At 45.8% G+C, this 15,938-nt stretch carries 20 protein-coding genes; 15 read left to right on the forward strand and 5 right to left on the reverse strand.

All coding sequences use genetic code 11. From position 1 onward, the window contains the following. The first annotated feature begins 3 nt into the window (after nt 1-3). The 11 genes from ASL11_RS25610 to ASL11_RS25655 all read left to right on the forward strand — a co-directional run bounded on the left by ASL11_RS25610 (nt 4) and on the right by ASL11_RS25655 (nt 9,486). The gene (locus ASL11_RS25610) at nt 4-1,542 is read left to right on the forward strand and encodes a sensor histidine kinase (RefSeq protein WP_056621180.1); all 1,539 of its coding nucleotides are present in this window, start codon (nt 4-6) and stop codon (nt 1,540-1,542) included. Further along, nucleotides 1,539-3,104: a DUF3369 domain-containing protein gene (locus tag ASL11_RS25615; RefSeq protein ID WP_056621182.1), complete on the forward strand. Its 1,566-nt coding sequence runs from the start codon at nt 1,539-1,541 to the stop codon at nt 3,102-3,104. The genes ASL11_RS25610 and ASL11_RS25615 overlap by 4 nt, the downstream gene beginning before the upstream one ends. Before the next feature lie 80 nt (nt 3,105-3,184). Beyond that, nucleotides 3,185-3,325: a hypothetical protein gene (locus ASL11_RS37110; protein ID WP_164483575.1), complete on the forward strand. Its 141-nt coding sequence runs from the start codon at nt 3,185-3,187 to the stop codon at nt 3,323-3,325. Nucleotides 3,326-3,595: 270 nt separating this feature from the next. Further along, on the forward strand, nt 3,596-4,447 hold the full coding sequence (locus ASL11_RS25620; RefSeq protein ID WP_056621183.1) for a patatin-like phospholipase family protein: 852 nt from the start codon (nt 3,596-3,598) through the stop codon (nt 4,445-4,447). A 13-nt stretch (nt 4,448-4,460) separates the two neighbouring features. After that, nucleotides 4,461-4,868, forward strand: coding sequence for a VOC family protein (locus ASL11_RS25625; protein WP_082595812.1), 408 nt, complete (start codon nt 4,461-4,463; stop codon nt 4,866-4,868). Between the two features lie 287 nt (nt 4,869-5,155). Beyond that, nucleotides 5,156-6,172, forward strand: coding sequence for an ABC transporter substrate-binding protein (locus tag ASL11_RS25630; protein ID WP_056621185.1), 1,017 nt, complete (start codon nt 5,156-5,158; stop codon nt 6,170-6,172). A 31-nt stretch (nt 6,173-6,203) separates the two neighbouring features. Further along, the gene (locus ASL11_RS25635; protein ID WP_056621187.1) at nt 6,204-6,494 is read left to right on the forward strand and encodes a thiamine-binding protein; all 291 of its coding nucleotides are present in this window, start codon (nt 6,204-6,206) and stop codon (nt 6,492-6,494) included. Continuing rightward, a complete protein-coding gene (locus tag ASL11_RS25640; protein WP_056621189.1) occupies nt 6,494-7,261 on the forward strand; it encodes an ABC transporter permease in 768 nt (255 codons plus the stop codon). Before ASL11_RS25635 ends, ASL11_RS25640 begins: the two co-directional genes overlap by 1 nt. Nucleotides 7,262-7,280: 19 nt before the next feature. Beyond that, nucleotides 7,281-8,057: an ABC transporter ATP-binding protein gene (locus ASL11_RS25645; RefSeq protein WP_056621190.1), complete on the forward strand. Its 777-nt coding sequence runs from the start codon at nt 7,281-7,283 to the stop codon at nt 8,055-8,057. Then, nucleotides 8,041-8,844 (forward strand): TatD family hydrolase, encoded by an 804-nt coding sequence (locus ASL11_RS25650; RefSeq protein ID WP_056621191.1) that lies wholly within the window; start codon nt 8,041-8,043, stop codon nt 8,842-8,844. Before ASL11_RS25645 ends, ASL11_RS25650 begins: the two co-directional genes overlap by 17 nt. A gap of 81 nt (nt 8,845-8,925) precedes the next feature. Then, complete coding sequence (locus ASL11_RS25655; RefSeq protein WP_056621194.1) at nt 8,926-9,486, forward strand: DNA-3-methyladenine glycosylase I; 561 nt, start codon at nt 8,926-8,928, stop codon at nt 9,484-9,486. A gap of 65 nt (nt 9,487-9,551) precedes the next feature. Here ASL11_RS25655 and ASL11_RS25660 read toward each other — a convergent pair whose 3' ends face one another. The 3 genes from ASL11_RS25660 to ASL11_RS25670 form a co-directional block, all read right to left on the reverse strand. Then, a complete protein-coding gene (locus ASL11_RS25660; protein WP_235549908.1) occupies nt 9,552-9,857 on the reverse strand; it encodes a hypothetical protein in 306 nt (101 codons plus the stop codon). Between the two features lie 133 nt (nt 9,858-9,990). Then, complete coding sequence (locus ASL11_RS25665) at nt 9,991-10,977, reverse strand: YpdA family putative bacillithiol disulfide reductase (RefSeq protein ID WP_056621195.1); 987 nt, start codon at nt 10,975-10,977, stop codon at nt 9,991-9,993. Nucleotides 10,978-11,137: 160 nt separating this feature from the next. Continuing rightward, the gene (locus ASL11_RS25670) at nt 11,138-11,317 is read right to left on the reverse strand and encodes a hypothetical protein (protein WP_056621199.1); all 180 of its coding nucleotides are present in this window, start codon (nt 11,315-11,317) and stop codon (nt 11,138-11,140) included. A 172-nt stretch (nt 11,318-11,489) separates the two neighbouring features. On the opposite strand from ASL11_RS25670, the gene ASL11_RS25675 reads away from it, so the two are divergent. The 3 genes from ASL11_RS25675 to ASL11_RS25685 are packed head-to-tail and all read left to right on the forward strand — an operon-like array spanning nt 11,490 to nt 12,748. Next, nucleotides 11,490-11,798 (forward strand): Dabb family protein, encoded by a 309-nt coding sequence (locus ASL11_RS25675; RefSeq protein ID WP_056621201.1) that lies wholly within the window; start codon nt 11,490-11,492, stop codon nt 11,796-11,798. A 15-nt stretch (nt 11,799-11,813) separates the two neighbouring features. Then, nucleotides 11,814-12,068, forward strand: coding sequence for a DUF2164 domain-containing protein (locus ASL11_RS25680; RefSeq protein ID WP_056621202.1), 255 nt, complete (start codon nt 11,814-11,816; stop codon nt 12,066-12,068). Between the two features lie 44 nt (nt 12,069-12,112). Beyond that, entirely contained in the window at nt 12,113-12,748 is a 636-nt protein-coding gene (locus ASL11_RS25685; RefSeq protein ID WP_056621848.1) for an NUDIX hydrolase, read from the forward strand. A 101-nt stretch (nt 12,749-12,849) separates the two neighbouring features. Here ASL11_RS25685 and ASL11_RS36750 read toward each other — a convergent pair whose 3' ends face one another. Continuing rightward, nucleotides 12,850-13,014, reverse strand: a complete 165-nt coding sequence (locus tag ASL11_RS36750) for a hypothetical protein (protein WP_157257052.1) — start codon at nt 13,012-13,014, stop codon at nt 12,850-12,852. Between the two features lie 14 nt (nt 13,015-13,028). Beyond that, a complete protein-coding gene (locus ASL11_RS25690) occupies nt 13,029-13,283 on the reverse strand; it encodes a YpbS family protein (protein WP_056621204.1) in 255 nt (84 codons plus the stop codon). Between the two features lie 162 nt (nt 13,284-13,445). Here ASL11_RS25690 and hrpB point away from each other — a divergent pair, with 162 nt between their 5' ends. After that, a complete protein-coding gene (hrpB, locus tag ASL11_RS25695) occupies nt 13,446-15,932 on the forward strand; it encodes an ATP-dependent helicase HrpB (RefSeq protein ID WP_056621206.1) in 2,487 nt (828 codons plus the stop codon). The last annotated feature ends 6 nt before the right edge of the window (nt 15,933-15,938 follow it).

Here is a 15,938-nt window from a genome sequence, read left to right on the forward strand (position 1 = left end):
TTGATGTCTTTTCGTCAAAAGAAATTAAGCTTACAGAAACGTATTGTATTCCTAGTAACAGCGGTCACAGCGGGCATGATCTCGACGATGATGGTGTTTGATACGATCAGCTTGAATCAATCGATCCGTGAAGCATATGTAAGTCAAATCAGCGGTATGACGATTGCAATCAACGGTCGTTATGAAGAATCAAGATCGATCTCCGATATTCAGCAGATTTTCGATTACATTCAATATAAGAATAATCGCGTTATGGATATGAAGCTGTATGACAAACAAGGAAAAATCTTAGCCTCCTCGAATCGACAAGAGGTAGGAACGATTCTGAATGCCGCGAAAATCGTGATTCCTAAGCAAGACAAGACGATTGTAGATCGTATCCCAATTGCCGAGAGTGATAGGCCGATCGTTCGATTAACGGCACCACTGCAAGAAGATGGTTCTGTTGTCGGGGCAGTAGAGGTTATTTTCGACTCATCGGAAGAGGAATTGCTGCTCAAACAAAGAACGAAACTGATTCTGTTCGTTGGGCTTAGTATTGCAATTATACTATCGATTTTATTATGGCTTATTCTGCGAGTCATTGTTATCCGGCCATTAAGCCGGTTGCGTGAAGCGGCAGTCATTGTGAAGCAAGGTGGAGAACTGCCTAAATTGCAATTCAAAGCTTCACCAGAAATTGCCGAGGTTTCTGACGCTTTTAATGATATGGTCAGCAATTTGGATGAACGCTATCAGGAGCTGCAGCAGGCTCTGAATACCTTGCAAGTTACCCAAGATCAGCTCGTACATTCGGAGAAAATGGGGGCACTAGGGAATTTAGTTGCAGGCGTGTCGCATGAAATTAACACCCCAATTGGTATTGGTGTAACGGCTATAAGTTACTTGGATCAGAAGGCGAAAGAGTTTCAAACCTTGTATGAAGCAGGGAAAATGAAGAAATCCGATTTGGAGCAATTTCTATCCATTTCCCATGAGAGCATAGTGATGGTTCAATCTAACTTGGAACGAGCTTCTTCTTTAGTAAAAAGTTTCAAGCAAATTTCAGTGGATCAAAGTGTAGAGATGAAGCGAACCTTCCTATTCAAAGAATATGTGGAAGGGATTATCGCAAGTTTGAAGCCTGCACTTAAGAAAACACGTATACAACTAGATGTTTACTGCGATGATCAACTGCAGTTGTATACGTACCCAGGTGCGTTATCTCAAATCATTACGAATTTAGTTATGAATTCCCTGAATCATGCTTACGATACTGATGACGATGAAGGATGTTTATGTATCCGAGTAATAGACTATCCCGATCATGTCATGCTAGCCTATTCCGATGATGGGAAAGGGATGTCCGAGGAGGTGTTGGATCATATTTTTGATCCATTCTTCACAACCAGCCGCGGTCAAGGCGGGACAGGCCTAGGGATGAATATCGTGTATAACCTTGTGAAAGAATCGTTAAATGGTACGATTCAATGTTCAAGCGTACGAGGACAGGGCAGTTTATTTGCAATTACAATCCCCAAAGAGGAGGAAGCTGAGATATGACTAATGAAGTGGAGTCTGTCGATCAGGATGAGCTTCTTTTTGCTGCTGAGGAAGACAGCGTTGCAGCAAATCTAAGGACTGTGGAACAAGACCCGTGGATCGTACTTATTGTCGATGATGAGAAACAAATACACCAAGTAACGAAAATGGTGTTACAGGATCTCGAATTTGCTGGCAGAAAACTGGCGTTTCATAGTGCCTATTCTGCTTTGGAAGCGAAACAACTTTTGAAAGAACAACCGCAAACGGCTCTTGTTTTATTAGATGTTGTTATGGAATACGAAGACGCTGGTTTGCAAATTGTTAAATACATTCGTGAAGAACTGAATAATCAAGCTGTACGTATTATTTTGCGAACTGGACAGCCAGGACAGGCGCCTGAGCGAACAGTTATCATGGATTATGACATTAATGATTATAAAGAAAAGACGGAGTTAACCTCGCAGAAATTGTTTACTACGGTTGTTACAGCACTGCGCTCCTTTCGTGATATCAAAACAATTGAGAAAAGTAGAATTGGCCTGGAAGAAATTATTAAGTCATCAGCGACTTTGTTTGAATTACAGTCCATGAAGAAATTTGCGTCAGGCGTACTGACCCAAATGACCTCCATCGTTAATTTACATAAGAATGCGATACATTGTAGTTTTGCGGTGACGAAAGGGATCGAGGACATCTACATTCTTGCAGCTAGCGGTGATTATGCGGCGAATCAAGATGCAAGAGCACGGGATGTGGTTCCCACTGATGTTCTTGAGGAAATTGAATTGGCTTTCCATACTCGCAAAAGCAGCTTTGGTGCGGATCGTTTCATCATTTATTTCCAAAGTAAGATGGGGATGGAGAACGTGATTTATATGAACGGTTTTAATGCGCTGAGCGAATGGGAGCATTACCTCGTGGATATTTATTGCGCGAACGTTTCGGTTGCTTTTGAGAATATTTATTTGAACAATGAGCTTGAGAGTACGCAACAGGAAATCATTTATACGATGGGCGAGATCACGGAAACGCGTTCGCAGGAAACCGGTCATCACGTAAAGCGAGTGGCTGAGTATTCACGACTGTTAGCTCTGAAGTATGGCTTATCAGAGCAGGAAGCTGAAACGATTCGATTAGCAACACCGATGCATGATGTAGGCAAAGTTGGGATTCCAGATGCCATACTTAATAAACCGGGCTCCTTAACTACGGAAGAATTCGAAATCATGAAAACTCATTCTAATTTAGGCTTTGAAATGCTCAAGCATTCGAATAAAAAGGTACTGCACGCCGCGGCGATTATTGCTCATCAGCATCATGAACGATTCGACGGTACAGGTTATCCACAAGGGCTAAGTGGGGAAAACATTCACTTATATGGCCGAATAACAGCCTTAGCAGACGTATTTGATGCACTGTGCAGTGATCGGGTATATAAGAAAGCATGGGAATTAGATCGCGTTCTGGATTTATTGAAATCTGAAAGTGGTAAGCATTTTGATCCTGTCATTGTTGATTTGTTTCTAAGCAACCTCGACGAGTTTTTAGTCATCAAAGAATTGTATAAAGAAAATCGTTAATTACCTTAAGGATTTCTGCCAACTGGCATAAGATCAGGATCACCTTCTCATACTACGTTGAGATGATGGAGGTGAAAGGAATGCCTAAAGTTAATCGACCAGATAAAAAAAATAACCAACAAAATGCTGCGCACTTCACGGAAGAAGCGCAAACCCTAAAGAAACAGAAAGCGGATGATTTCCCGCCAAGCCTTAATAACATAAGTAAAAACAAATCTTAAATGTTGAAAGGTTGTCAACCCTTGTTCTTCGGAGCAGGGGTTTTTGGTAATTTAATGAACATGTCCCGTTAACTATGGTTCGAAAAGTTGACGTACACGTTAAATTTCGGCAAAAATACGGTTGAACTGTGATTTCCCCTAATTTGTCTTAGAAAGTAGGTTGAAATCTTCGTCATTGTCTCATTTTCGAAGAAAGAAGCCCGTTTCTTTTAATTTACAATTCCTGTATGCTAGAAAGGGGCTTGAGACAGACAGAAAGAAGGTGTCACCATGGAAGGAATTGGACTCGTACTGGAAGGCGGAGGTATGCGAGGGGTATACACCGCGGGAGTCTTGGAATACTTTATGGAGCAAGATTTATATTTCCCCTATGTGGTGGGTGTTTCAGCAGGAGCGTGCAATGCCGTTTCTTATATTTCTAAACAACCTGGGCGGAATAAGAAAGTGACGATTGACTATGTTGCGGATCATCGTTATTTAAGCTATCGAAATTTATTGCGCAGTAAAAGCATATTTGGCATGGATTTTATTTTTAATGAGCTGCCGAACAGGCTTGTGCCATTTGACTATGACACGTTTTATGCCTCTTCACAGCAATTTGCAATAGGTACAACAGATGCACATACAGGGGAGCCGATTTATTTCACGAAACATCAGCTTCAACTGCAAACGATGCCCATCGTACAAGCTTCGAGCTCGTTGCCATTTGTAGCTACGCCGATCCTTTTTGAAGGTAGAACCTTATTTGATGGCGGCTTGGTCGATCCGATTCCCGTTCAGAAATCAGTTGCTGACGGTAATAAAAAGCATATTATTGTATTAACGAAGGAGCTTGGTTACCGCAAACGACCGTTCAAGCAACGTTGGTTAGCGAAAAGTTTTTATCCGAAATATAATGGACTGGTAAATGTGCTTGTGAATCGCAGCGAAATTTATAATAACACCTTAGAAACAATTGAACGAATGGAAGCGGATGGAAGTGCGATCATTATTCGACCTTCAACCAAAGTTGAAGTTGGACGAATGGAGAAGGATCCGCGGAAGCTCGAGAAATTGCATGAGCTTGGCTATGAAGATGCGAAGAGGCTTGGAGCGCAATTGAAAGATTGGTTACTACACTAGGGGGTTGTAAGTAGTGAACGCTGGAAAACAGAAAGTTAAGCCATTTTTGATGTTTGAGGGTCGTGCTGAGGAAGCTATGAACTTCTATACCTCGTTATTCGATCAATCTGAGATCGTCAGTATTGAGCGCTATGGTCCAGCAGGGCCTGGGCCTGAAGGAAGTGTTGTGAAAGCGACCTTCTCTATTCACGGGCAACAAATTATGTGTAGTGACAGTCCGGTTAAGCACGCCTTTACCTTTACACCTTCGATATCCTTGTTTGTGACGTGCGATACGGTCGAGGAGATTAATCGTGTATTTGAAACGCTGTCGCAAGACGGCAAAGTCTATATGGGCTTAGCTACTTACCCTTTTAGTGAAAGATTCGGTTGGGTAGGGGATCGTTTCGGCGTAACTTGGCAGTTGAGTCTTGAGAAATAGTATATCTTTACTTGCATAGCATTTGTTTGCATTTTGTCGAAACATGCGGTATGGTAGAGACTAACCAAATAAGAACCCACGGGAGCTTGAGAAGTCAGGCTGAGATTGTGACCGTCATTGTCACTAACCGTTTATCTGATCTGGGTAATGCCAGCGTAGAGATCTCATATAAATGCACATCCAACGATTTTTTCGTTTGGACATATCATTTTCTACACATGGCGCTCCCGGATAACGGGGGCTTTTTCTTATGGTTATAAAGAGATAAGAGGAGAGGGAAACCAAGTATGAAATGGAACAAAATTGCACCACTTGTGCTAGTCAGCTTTACCGTCTTAATGGCAGGCTGCGGTAATGATTCAGCGAAGTCAGTTCAACCGACAGAAGGAGCGAAAAAGCTAACTGACGTAAAGGTTGTCCTAGACTGGACGCCGAATACGAACCACACGGGGCTGTATGTCGCGAAGGATCAAGGTTTTTTTGAGCAAGAGGGTTTAAATGTGCAAATCATTGCCCCTGGCGAAGGTGGAGCGGATACAATGATCGCTTCTGGCGCTGCCGAGTTTGGTGTGAGCTATCAAGAAAGCATTACGCAAGGCCGTATTCAAGGAGTGCCGTTAGTCTCGATTGCTGCAGTTATTCAACATAATACATCTGGTTTTGCTTCACCTGTCGCGAAAAATATCAAAACGCCGAAGGATTTCGAGAACAAATCGTATGGCGGTTGGGGTGCTCCTTCGGAAAGTGCCATGATTGAATCATTGATGCAATCGGAGAAGGCTGATGCGACGAAAGTGAAAATGGTCAATATCGGCGATGCGGATTATTTCACAGCGGTCAAACGAGATATTGATTTTGCATGGATTTACTATGCTTGGACGGGCGTAGATGCGGAATTGCGTGGTGAGCCGCTAAACATGATTTATTTGAACAAATATTCGGATAAACTGGATTATTATACACCGGTATTGGCGACAAATGAGAAGATGATCTCGTCGAAGCCGGAAATCGTTAAGGCGTTCGTTGCTGCAGCTTCCAAAGGGTATCAATTCGCTATTTCGAAACCGGAAGATGCGGCGAATATTTTGATTAAAGCAGTCCCAGATCTGGATCCTAAGCTAGTCGTTGCTAGTCAAAAATGGTTAAGCCCACGCTATCAGGACGATGCTGCTCGTTGGGGTGAGCAAAAGAAATCCGTGTGGGAGAACTATGCCACGTGGATGTTGGATCACAAGCTCTTAGAGAAAAAACTGGATGTGGATGCTGCCTTCACGAATACATTTTTACCAGGAAGCACGAAATAATTCCTAATCCGAAAAGAGGAGAATTCCAATTATGGCTAATGCACTTGTTAGTATTCAAATTATCCCGAAAACGGTGAATGGTGAAGACGTCATTCCTTACGTAGATCGTGCAATCGAAGTGATTGCAAAGTCAGGTGTTAAATATTTCGTATCACCGCTTGAAACGACGATGGAGGGCGAGTTGGATCAACTCCTTCTCATTATTCAAGATATGAATACCGCGATGATTGACATGGGTAGCCCGAACGTCATTTCTCAGGTGAAAATTTACTTCAATCCTTCGGGAGCCTCGATGGACAAGTTAACGGAGAAGTACAGATAATGAACATCCATCGCTGGATCAAAGCAGGATGGCCGCCACTTGTGGTAGTCATCCTTCTGTTGTTTATTTGGCAGCTTGCTGTCACGTGGGGAGGAACCGCAGATTGGCTGCTTCCGAGTCCGCTTAAAATATGGCGAGACGGTACGACAGATATGCCGCGCGTGTGGATGCATATGTGGGCTACCGTTCGTTTGATGTGCATTGGTTTTAGTGTGGGAGCCATCGGTGGTGTTCTAGTTGCCAGCGTGTTACATAGGCTTCCTTTCGTTAAAGCAGGTTTCTATCCGCTGCTCATTTTATCTCAAAATATCCCTGTCATCGCTCTGGGTCCGCTGTTAATTATTTTATTTGGTTTTGGTCTTTTACCTAAACTTATATTGATTTCACTTGTTTGTTTCTTCCCTGTGACGATGTCAACGCTAGATGGCTTTATGCAGACGGATCGCAGCATGTACAACTACATGCAAATGATTGGTGCATCGAAACGCCAAATTTTCTATAAATTAGAGCTGCCTCATGCACTACCATTTCTGTTCACAGGACTCAAAATATCAGCTACTTATAGTGTGATGGGAGCTGTTATTGCCGAATGGTTAGGCGGAAATGTGGGGCTTGGCTATTATATGATCTTACAAAAATCAGCCTTCCGTGCGGATCGGGAATTTGTGGCGATCGGGATCATCGTGATTCTGAGTTTGCTCTTTTTCTGGCTAATAGCAGGGCTTGAGAAGCTCATCATTCGTTGGAACGTCAAACGTTCTTCGTAAGAGAGGAGGAGCAGTGACTATGAGCAAATTAAAACTTACTGGGATTCACCATGTGTTCCCAAATAAAAAGGGGCTTGTTTCCGTGCTCGCCGATATTCATCTTCATGTTGAGCAAGGTGAATTCGTTTCCATCATTGGACCCTCTGGCAGCGGTAAGAGTACCTTGTTCCATATCATTGGTGGGCTCGTGAAGCCGACGTCTGGCGAAGTTTGGCTAGATGGCGAGAAGGTGACGGGTAAAAAAGGACTCATTTCTTACATGCCACAGCAACCGGCGTTGTTTCCATGGCGCTCCATTGAGGAAAATGTAGCACTAGGGCAGGAAGTGGCAGGGGAGTCGCGAACTTCAGCAATCGCCAAAGCTAGGGAATGGTTGCCCAAAGTTGGATTAGGCGGCTATGAACGGGAACTCCCTCATGTCCTGTCAGGCGGGATGCAGCAGCGAGTATCTTTTCTACGAGCCTTGTTAAGCTCCCAAGAGCTTATGTGCTTAGATGAGCCTTTCGGCTCCTTGGATGCGTTAACACGGCTGGATATGCAGGCATGGCTCCTTAACATTTGGGAGCAAAATAAACGATCTATTTTGTTCGTCACACATAGTATCGAGGAAGCACTCTTTCTGTCTGATCGTATCTATGTGCTTTCCAATAAGCCTGCAAGTATCTTGGAAGAGTTAAAGGTGCCATTTGCAAGACCACGTCAGGAAGCTATCATGCAGGAAGCGGCGTTTATAGTACTAAGACAGCGTATTCAAGGACTGTTGCGACAGGAGAAAACAAATGATATCAGCCATTGATGCGCATATTCATCTCGATATGTACGACGAAGAGTCGGCGAAGGCAATTATTGCAGAGCTGGAAGATTCACAGGTGCAGGCTTTGATCGCGGTATCCAGACATCTGGATTCCTGCAAAGCAACGAAGCAATTGAAGTCATTTGCTCCAGATCGCGTCTTCGCGGCTTACGGGTTTCATCCAGAGCAGGAACTGCCCACGGAAGCGCAGTTGGAGGCAATATTCGGTTGGATGAGTGAGCACGTAAGTGACATGATCGCAGTGGGTGAAATTGGACTTCCTTATTATACACGACACGAAGTTGAAGAGGCTGGCAAGCCGTTTGACGTAGCACCTTATATTCAGCTACTTGAGCGCTTCTTATGGCATGCTGCCCAGTGGGACAAGCCTGTTGTACTTCATGCAGTGTATGAGGATGCAGAGATTGTATGTGATCTACTAGCGAAGTACGGGCTCAAGAGGGCGCATTTCCATTGGTTTAAAGGTTCTGTCGAAACCGTGGAGCGTATGATTGGCGCTGGTTATTATATATCTATAACGCCAGATGTTCTCTATGAGGAAGAAATTCGAACTCTTGTTCGTGATTATCCATTGGAACTCCTGATGGTGGAGACAGATGGACCTTGGCCATTTGAAGGACGGTTCGCAGGTGAAGAGACACATCCGCGTATGATTCACGCAGTTATTGAACAAATCGCTGAGCTGAAGGGGAAATCCGTGCAAGAGACGGCAGCTATTCTACTCCAAAACACCAATCGCTTCTATAGCTTGTCTTGCGACCTGGACTAAATCCAACTGGACAAGTGTTCGTATTGGATCTATAATGAAATAGAACACATGTTCGATATTTGGATGAGGTGAAAGAATAAGATGACAAACCGATGCGGTTGGGTTAACGAAGACCCTTTATATCAAGATTACCATGACCATGAGTGGGGAGTTCCCGTGCATGATGATCGCGTCTTGTTTGAGATGCTGAATTTGGAAGGTGCTCAAGCTGGTTTAAGTTGGTATACGATTTTGAAGAAGCGAGATGCCTACCGGGAAGCATTCGATGGCTTTGATCCGCACGTGATCGTGAATTATGATGAGGCGAAGCTGCAGGATTTACTCCAAAATCCCGGCATCGTGCGCAATCGTCTGAAAATAGCTTCTGTTGTTGGAAACGCAAAAGCCTTTCTGAAGGTGCAAGAAGAGTTTGGTACGTTTGATTCGTATATTTGGAGCTTCGTAGGTGGCGAAACCATCAAGAATAACTGGGAAGATAGCCGTCAGTTGCCTGCCAAAACGGACATCTCAGATCGTATGAGTAAAGACTTAAAGAAGCGCGGGTTCAAATTCGTAGGTTCAACGATTTGTTATGCCTACATGCAAGCTGTTGGCATGGTAAATGATCATAGCCAAGCTTGCTTCCGTTATCACAACGCATAACTTGAAGTAATAACATAAGGCCATCTGAAGGACGAAGTGTCCGAATCAGATGGCCTTATTGTGCTTCAATTGGCATGTTGGAGTTGTTTCTCTATTAAATTGGCTTTGATCATATAAATCCGTTTGCGAATGTAGAAATCATAAACAGCGCCTGTAAGTTCCTTAGGTTTAATACGGTTGTTCGTGTCGTTATCTATGATTGTCACCGACCCGTCGTCATAAAACTTGAACGTGTAATCGGCATAGTAGGTGTGTGCTTCGTCAAGCATGTCATCGATCTGTGCAGGCAAAAGATGGTCAGTGTCACACAATGCCTTCTGATACCAATAATCTCTTTCGATAAAACGGAAATTGTGACTGGGGTTCATCATGTTAACAACCTCCTCATCTATTAGAACATTTGTTCTTGTTTTCATTATAACAAACAAGTGTTCGTAATGGAAGAGGAATCTCTGAAAAAAAGGAAATATTTTCATAGAATAATACGAAAAAAGCCACCAATCTCTAAGATTGATGGCTCTGACCGTTAACAATATGTTTGGTAATGGAAAGTCCGTGTAAACGGCCTGTTTCGATGAAGATCTCGTTCGCATCATATTTGGAAGAAGCGACCACACCTGCAACATATAAGCCGGGAATGTTCGTTTCCATCGTCTCTGGGTTGACCAACGGTGCATTCGTTTCTTCATGAAACTGAACCCCAATATCCGTAAGCAGGAATCGATCCGGCCGAAAGCCAGTTAAGGCAAGTACAAAGTCATTATCCAAAGTGACGTGTTCGCTCCCTTTTCGTACGAGAACAGCTTGTTCGTCTATTCGTTCTACCTGAGCGTCAAACCACATTTGGATACGCCCTTTATTCACCATGCTTTCAAATAAGGGACGGACCCATGGTTTGATATTGGCGGAGAAATCTTTCCCTCGATAGACGACAGTCACATCAGCACCAACGCGGAGCAAATCCATGGCAGCATCCACGGCTGAATTGTTACCGCCGATGATCGCAACCTTCGCTCCGGCATAAGGATGTGCTTCTTTGTAGTAATGCGTTGTTTTGGGAAGCTCTTCGCCAGGAATACCCAGCATGTTCGGATGATCGAAATAACCGGTAGCGACAACGACTTTAAGCGTATCATAAGTCGCTTTATTGCCAAATTGATCGGACGTGTGGACCTTGAAGCCAGTTTCTACTTGCTCAATCCGAACAGCTTCTTCATAAGATCGAATGCGCAGTTGCTCACGGCGAGCGACTTCACGATAGTAAACCAGCGCCTCTTGGCGATAAGGTTTGTCATGTGGGGTCGTAAAGGAGTAGCCGCCGATTTCTAACAATTCCGGTGTACTGAAAAACTGCAAATACGTAGGGTATAAATAAATGGCATTCACAATACAGCTTTTCTCTATGAGTAATGGCGACAGACCAGCGCGCCCTAAGGCAACAGCTGCCGATAATCCGCAAGGACCGGCACCAATAACAATGACTTGTTCCATGTAGCAACCTCCTCCAATACATACTTCTTAGTCTATAGTAGCGCAGGAGGTAAGAGATGCCAAGTTCGAATACCCTTGAAAATAAGTCGAATTAACCAAAATAGAGCAGCCACCGGCTCCAGGAAGGAACGGTATGACTGCTCTAAAAGAATGAAGCCGACTATTTCTGGTTTAGCTGATTTTCTTCATTTTCTTCACTAATATCGTCTTTGGCAAGATTGATGGAAGATGTGCTTGGCGCGTTTTCCAACGTATCATTTACGAAAGCCATATCTTGATTTTCCGCATTCGTATTCGTAGTACCTGTATAGTTGCCTTCATGTTTCTTATTTTCGACCATAGGAGCACTTCCTTTTCTTCTGATTTACAGTACTCGGTTAATGTGTTCAAAAGAGGAGGATTATATTCCCTTTTTTTAGGTATCGTGAGAGGGTAGTGAGAGTCCATATAGTTCCTTTCAGCAAAATCCGCTATAATAAGCGAAGATGGTATGGAAAAGGAGAGAAATACGGATGAATACGTCAAACATTAAACATATGGTTGTTTTCAAGCTGCACGCAGGTGCAAATAACGCAAATGCCGAGCGATTCCTAAAGATCAGTGCGGAAGAGTTAACAACAATTCCTGGTGTTGAGCAATTTGAAGTACTGCGCCAAGTGAGTGCAAAAGCGGATTATGACTACGGATTCTCTATGGTTTTTGCAAATCAAGCCGCTTATGAGGCTTATAATAATCACCCCGTACATACCCAGTATGTGGCTGAGCGCTGGATGAAAGAAGTTAGCTCCTTCCAGGAAATCGATTTTCAAATTTTCGAGTAATAGGAGGACGTTTAGATGAAAGTTTTGAAATTACCCAAGGATGAGAAAGATGCCCTAATTAGTGATTTACAGGAACATTTAGATGTAGAGCTTGGGGTAACGGTAGGTCAAATTGCAGCAGAGCAATTGATCGACTACATGCTTCAGCAGCTAACAGCTCCTATTTATAACCTTGCGATTGAGGATGCAATTAAAGGTGTCAGAGACCGAATGACCGTGCTGGAGGACGATCTCTACGCGTTGAAAGTTACCAAGCTTACTAGGAGATAATGTTCATTGACTCGTGTAAGAGCTTGATTGGAGTGGGGAACGTAATGAAGAAGTCGGAAGAGCAGTTTGATGTGTTTGATGCAAAAAGGAATTGGCTCGGCGTGGCGCCTCGCTCCGAGGTTCATGCCAAGGGGCTATGGCATCAGACCTTCCAATGCTGGATTGTCAGCTTAGATGAGAACGTACCGAAGCTTCTGCTTCAGCTAAGGCATCCTGACAAAGATCTCTTCCCGGATTTACTGGATATCTCTTGTGCAGGGCATTTAGCTGCTGGTGAAACTGTCGAAGAGGGGACACGAGAGTTAGAGGAAGAATTAGGACTCTCTGTAGTCTTCGAGGACTTAATCTCCTGTGGTGTATTTGCGGAGGAGGATCTGATTTCGGACACGCTGATAGATCGTGAATTCTGTCATGTATTCCTCTATCGCTGCGATCAAGCGTTGCGAAGCTATGAGCTCCAGCCGGATGAGGTGACGGGACTATTCGCTGTGTGCGTCTCGGACTTTAAACAACTTGTTAGTGGTGAACGGGTGGAAATTACGGCGAATGGTTTCAAAATGGGAAGTAACGGTGAGTACACAGATGTCGCATGGTCGATTTCATTGAAGGAAATTGTTCCTCATCCTAAGGCGTATTTTGAGCTTCTTTTTCAGAAGATGGGGAAGCTTGGTTGGGCGTGAGGATGTTAAGGCTGAAGATATGAAGAGGCGAAGAGATGAAGGCATGAATGAAAGAGAACCGATCAGTCGATCTGATCGGTTCTCATAGTGCGTAGCATCTTTTAGACGAAATAGGCATTCGCAATGTAGACATACGCGATGTAACACACGATGGAGAGGCCAATGCAGGTGATTCCCCATGCAATTTTTTGCTTAAACAAGAGCAAGAATCCAGCGCTGAAGGCGGATCCCATGACAAGCATTGAAATAAACGTTAGTACACCCATGGAAATGTATCTCCTTACCCTTTGTTTACGTAATCACGAACCATATCCTCAGTAACAAGGGAACGGAGTGGAGAAATACCTTTTTGGGCATGGGCGATAATTTGGGCCGTAACCGCGTTGATGGCATCAACGTTAAATGGCAGCCCGCGTTTGCACAGATCGACAGCCGCGTCAATGGCGTGCTCTCGCTGCGCATCAAGCTCAGCAAATCGAACGAGATGCAAATGCTGTGCATTCGAATGTTTGGAAATCGCTTCATGTACATTCATGTTAAAGTTCTCCTTTAGTGACTAGATTGTCTTCTAGTATACACGATTGAAAAGCGAAGGAACAGGTTTCCAAACAGAAAACAGATGAACAAATCGTGATATTTCATTCAGTGCACTAACATTTAATGGCATTAATAAGATAGAGAGCTCGGAGTGAACCCCATGAACGTGTTACCCATAAATGCAATACTTCCACAACTCGTACATACCTTACAAGAACGAACGTGTGCTATCGTAGTCGCGCAGCCTGGTGCAGGCAAAACAACTCAGGTTCCATTGGCATTATTGGAGGCAGTGTGGCTGCAAGGCCAAAAGATTCTTATGCTCGAGCCAAGAAGACTGGCAGCCCGCGCAGCAGCGCGTTACATGGCCAAATTGCTAGACGAGGAAGTCGGTCAGACGATTGGTTATCGGGTGAAAAATGATACACGCGTTGGTCCGAAAACGCGCATTGAAGTGATCACAGAAGGTATTCTAACTCGTATGTTGCAGCAGGACCCTGCCTTAGATGGGGTTGGCATCGTTATATTTGATGAGTTTCATGAGCGCAGCCTGCATGCAGATATTGGGCTTGCTTTGTGTCGTCAATCCCAAACCCTGCTTCGGGATGACTTGAGAATTTTGCTGATGTCCGCAACTTTGGAAGCCAATGCGATTTCTACACTGTTAGATGATGCGCCGATTATTGAGAGTGAAGGCCGAACTTTCCCCGTTGATACTCACTATCTGCAACAGAAAGTAGTAGGGAAAATAGAACCTGTAGTAGTCGCAAGTATTGGGCAAGCGTTGCAAGCGCACGCTGGAAGTATACTCGTATTCCTGCCAGGTGCAGCGGAAATCCATCGTGTAGCAAATGGACTTGCGGCTTTGCGATTAGGAGAGGCTGTGCATGTTGCACCTTTATACGCGAATCTCTCGTTGGAGGATCAAGATCAAGCGCTGACGGCTGTCCGCACGCCTGGACATCGCAAAATCGTGCTCGCAACCTCGATCGCCGAGACCAGCTTGACGGTCGAGGGGATCACGGTTGTGATTGACAGCGGCCTCATGCGTGTGCCGCGTTTCTCGCCCCGCACCGGTATGACTCGTCTGACGACGGTGCCGGTATCCGTTGCCTCTGCCGATCAACGCAGAGGCCGAGCAGGGCGTCTCGGTCCAGGCGTGTGTTACCGCCTGTGGACCGAGACCGAGCATCGGCAGCTCCCGCCGAGCTCTACGCCCGAGATCCGCGAAGCTGATCTCGCCCCGCTGGCCCTGGAGCTTGCCGCCTGGGGCGCGCCAGACCCCGCTGCGCTGGTCTGGCTAGACCCTCCGCCTGCTGCTGCGTATCAGCAGGCGCGAGAACTACTCGTGCAGCTAGGCGCGCTGCACGAGAACGGGGGCCTAACGCCGCACGGCAAGCGTGTCGCAGCGTTAGGCCTGCACCCGCGGCTTGCGCACATGGTGCTGCAAGCCATCCCGCTTGAGCTCGGCACGCTGGCGTGCGAGCTCGCGGTCATGCTCAGCGAGCGCGATTTCATGCGCGCCGCCGAGAGGGATGCGGATGTGCGCAGCCGCATCGAAGAGCTCTGGCGCGCGCTGCGAGGCGACGCGCGCGAGGGTGTGGACCTTGGCCTTTGCCGCCGCATCGCGGCGGAGGCCAAGGTCTTGATGCAGTCGCTCGGCATCCGACCGAGCGTGAGTCCTGCAGCGGCGAGCGGACTGCTGCTCGCCTTCGCCTTCCCCGGCCGGGTCGCGCAGCGACGGTCGGCGGGGCGGTTTACGCTCGCGAACGGCCGCGGGGCCGTGCTGCCGGAGCTGCAGTCGCTCTCGAACGAGCGGTATATCGTCGCAGCGGAGCTGGACGATAGCGGAACGGAGAGCCGGATCTACCTCGCAGCTCCTCTGCAAGAGGAGGAGCTGTTCACTGCTTTTGAAAACCGCATTCGTAAGGAACAAGTTGTGGAATGGGACGGTGCAGTGGGTTCCGTGCGAGCGAGAGAACTTTGGCAGCTTGGTGCGCTTACACTCAAAGATAAACCACTTCAAGAACCCAATCCGGATCTCGTCCTACAAGCATTACTTGCAGGGATTCGTTCGGAATCCTTAGAGGTCCTGCCATGGACACGATCGGCTCGGCAACTTCAGGAACGCAGCATCTTTTTACATCGTTTTACGGAAAATTGGCCAGATCTTCGAGATGAAACCTTGTTGGCAACCCTGGAGGAATGGGCAGGTCCACATCTGTATGGACTAAAAAGTAAAGGCGCATTGAGCCGTCTTAACTTGACAAGCGTATTAGAAGAAATGCTAACATGGGAGCAACGACGTTCTTTAGACGAATGGGCGCCTACGCACATTCAAGTGCCAAGTGGGTCGCGTATCCCCGTTGACTATAGCAATATGGAATCACCGACACTCTCTGTACGTTTGCAAGAGATGTTTGGATTAGCAGATACGCCTCGCATTGCGAAAGGGAGGGTGCCTGTCACATTGCACTTGTTATCTCCAGCACAAAGGCCGATGCAGGTGACGAAGGATTTGGCCAGCTTTTGGCGGGAAGCCTATTTTGAAGTGAAGAAAGATCTCAAAGGCCGCTACCCCAAGCACTACTGGCCAGATGACCCTATGGCGGCGATTCCGACGAACCGTGCAAAGCCTAGAACCTGAACCCAT

This window comes from Paenibacillus sp. Soil750 (genome assembly GCF_001428045.1).
GTDB classification, from domain to species: domain Bacteria; phylum Bacillota; class Bacilli; order Paenibacillales; family NBRC-103111; genus Paenibacillus_E; species Paenibacillus_E allorhizoplanae.